This is a genomic window from Streptomyces sp. FH025 (assembly GCF_017427025.1).
Taxonomy (GTDB): Bacteria; Actinomycetota; Actinomycetes; order Streptomycetales; family Streptomycetaceae; genus Kitasatospora.
The window spans coordinates 1-2727 of record NZ_JAFLNG010000882.1 but is presented as its reverse complement, the minus strand read 5'-3'; the positions used below and the strand labels follow the sequence as shown (position 1 = coordinate 2727).

Annotated in this window: 3 protein-coding genes; 1 reads left to right on the top strand and 2 read right to left on the bottom strand. The window is 73.6% G+C overall.

Annotated features, from left to right (window positions below; all coding sequences use genetic code 11):
* Positions 1-178 precede the first annotated feature (178 nt).
* Positions 179-1045, top strand: a complete 867-nt coding sequence (locus J0670_RS35180; protein WP_207816588.1) for an HAD family hydrolase — start codon at positions 179-181, stop codon at positions 1043-1045.
* Here J0670_RS35180 and J0670_RS35175 read toward each other — a convergent pair.
* Both J0670_RS35175 and J0670_RS35170 read right to left on the bottom strand, forming a co-directional pair.
* Positions 1021-1920, bottom strand: a complete 900-nt coding sequence (locus tag J0670_RS35175; RefSeq protein ID WP_207816586.1) for a phosphate ABC transporter ATP-binding protein — start codon at positions 1918-1920, stop codon at positions 1021-1023. The two genes, J0670_RS35180 and J0670_RS35175, sit on opposite strands and share 25 nt — an antisense overlap.
* 22 nt (positions 1921-1942) lie before the next feature.
* Positions 1943-2727, bottom strand: a 785-nt coding sequence (locus J0670_RS35170; RefSeq protein ID WP_207816585.1) for a class E sortase, incomplete at its 5' end; no start/stop codon positions are given.

The window sequence follows — 2727 nt, the reverse complement described above, 5'->3', positions numbered from 1 at the left end:
TGGCGAGTGGGCATGGCTCTTCCTGCCGACGGGGTGACCGGGAGAGTCCTGCCCGTTCGGCCCGGAGCGACACCCCGGACGGGGGCGGATCGGCCGGAAACGGCGCCTGGAGGGCCGGAACCCGCCCCGGGCCGGTGCCCGTACGGCCCGGGGCCCGGGCGGTGACCGGGCCCCGCCGATGGGCGAAGATGGACCGGTGACCGAACCCCGTACCGCCCCCCGCCTCATCGCCACCGACCTGGACGGCACCCTGCTCTGCTCCGGCGGCACCGTCAGCGACCGCACCGCCGCGGCCCTGGCGGCGGCCGAGGCGGCCGGGGTGCAGGTGGTGTTCGTGACCGGGCGGCCGCCGCGCTGGATGCAGCAGGTGAGCCCGCACATCGGCGGCCACGGGGTGGCGATCTGCTCGAACGGCGGCGCCGTCGTGGACGTGCGGCGCGGCGAGCTGGTGGAGTACTTCCCGCTGGCGGTGGGAACCACGCTGGCGGTCGTCGAGGCACTGCGGGCCAAGCTGCCCGGCACCGCCTTCGCCTTCGAGTACCCGGACGGGTGGGCCCGCGAGCCCGGGTACGAGGTGCTGATGTGGGGCGACGGCGAGGTCCGCGCGATCGGCCCGGCCGAGGAGCTGCTGGCGGACGGGGGCCCGGTGCGGGGCCTGTTCAAGCTGCTGGCCAAGCACCCGGACCTCGACCCGGACACCTTCCTCACCGAGGCCCGGGCGGCGGCCGGGCACCTGGCCGAGATCACCCGCTCCTCGCCGATCCCGCTGCTGGAGATCAGCGCGCCCGGCGTCACCAAGGCCAGCACGCTGGCCCGTTGGTCCGCCGAGCACGGGATCGACCGCGGCGAGGTGGTGGCGTTCGGCGACATGCCGAACGACCTGGAGATGCTGGCCTGGGCCGGCACCGCGTACGCCGTCGCCAACGCGCACCCGGAGGTGCTGGCGGCGGTGCCGCTGCACACCATGAGCAACGAGCAGGACGGCGTCGCGGCCGTACTGGAGGAACTGCTCGAACTTGCTTACCCGAAGCGGCCGTTGACGTAGTCAGAGGTCCGCTGGTCGCGCGGGTTCTCGAAGACCTGTTCGGTCGGCCCTGCCTCGACGATCCGGCCCGGGGTGTCGTGGGTGGCCAGGAAGAACGCGCAGGTCTGCGAAACCCGTTGGGCCTGCTGCATGTTGTGGGTGACGATCACGATGGTGAGCCGCCCGCGCAGTTCGGCGATGGTCTCCTCGACCCGCCGGGTGGAGGTCGGGTCGAGCGCGGAGCACGGCTCGTCCATCAGCAGAATGTCCGGCGAGACGGCCAACGACCGTGCGATGCACAGGCGTTGCTGCTGCCCGCCGGAGAGCGCGCCGCCCGGGGTGTGCAGCCGGCTGGACACCTCGTCCCACAGGCCGGCCCGGCGCAGGCTGGTCTCCACCAGGTGCTCGCGCTCGTCCTTGGACACCTTGATCCCGGCCAGCTTGAGCCCGCTGGAGACGTTGTCCTGGATGGACATCGCCGGGAACGGGTTCGGCCGCTGGAACACCATGCCGATCCGGCGCCGCACCTCGGCGGGCCGCCGGCCGGGGCGGTAGACGTCGTCGCCGTCCAGCAGCACCTCGCCGGACAGTTGGGCGCCGCGGATCATCTCGTGCATCCGGTTGAGGATCCGCAGGTAGGTGGACTTGCCGCAGCCGGACGGGCCGATCAGCGCGGTGACGTCGCCGGCCGGCATGGCCAGCGAGACCCGTTCCAGCACCTTGTGGCTGCCGAACCAGGCGGAGACGTCCCGGGTCTCCAGCCCGGCCAGCGGGCCGCCGTCGGGCTGTCCGTCGCCGTAGTGGGGCGCGACCGGCGGGAGGGTGAGGGTGTCGGCGGTCGGATCGGCCGCCGGGTCGTACGGCTGGTCGTACGGCTGGTGCGTGGTGTCGGTCATCGGTACGGCCTCCGGGCGCGCTTCAGTAGAGGTTGGGCAGCAGGGCGGCGGCGTTCTCGTAGACCGCCCAGAGCAGGGCGCCGACCACCGGCGCGAAGCTCAGGTAGGCCGCCGAGCGGCGCCAGTACCGGGCCAGCAGCAGGGCGCCGAGCACCGCGCCCAGCAGGGCGAGCGACCACAGCTGCAGCGTGGCCAGCGCGCCCTTGTCCGCGGCCAGCGCCTTGTCGTACGGGACGGTCGCGGGGCGGCCGCCGGGGTTCTGCTCGGGGTCGCCGTCGAGCCGGGCGCCGATCATGACGGTGGAGCCGGCGATCCAGTCGGAGTCCCCGGTCACCAGCACCAGCCGGTTGCGGACCGGGTCGGTGATCGGGTGGTCGCCGTCGCCGTACACGTTGACGGTGTAGGTGAACTTGCCCTGCCCGGTGGTGGCCTCGATCCTGTCGCCGACCCTCAGCTTGGACAGCTCGGCGAACGGCGCCCCGAAGGTGGCGCCGCGGCCGAAGACCACCGCGACCCCGCTCTGGCCGGGCAGCGCGGTGTCCCGGCGGTGGCCGGGGCCGCGCATGAGGTCCCGGCCACTGGTGCCCTCGACCACCACGGCCTGGTGCAGGCCGATCGACGGGATGTCCAGCAGCGCCACCGGGTCGCCGCCGGCGGCCGCGCCGGTCGGGGCGACGGCCCGGGCGAGCTGGTCCTTGAAGGTCTTGTACGCGGTCGACTGGTAGTGCCGCTCCTGGACGTGCGAGAGCGTGAACAGGTAGCCGACGAAGCCCAGCACCAGCGCGGCCAGCAGGCTGACCGCCCAGG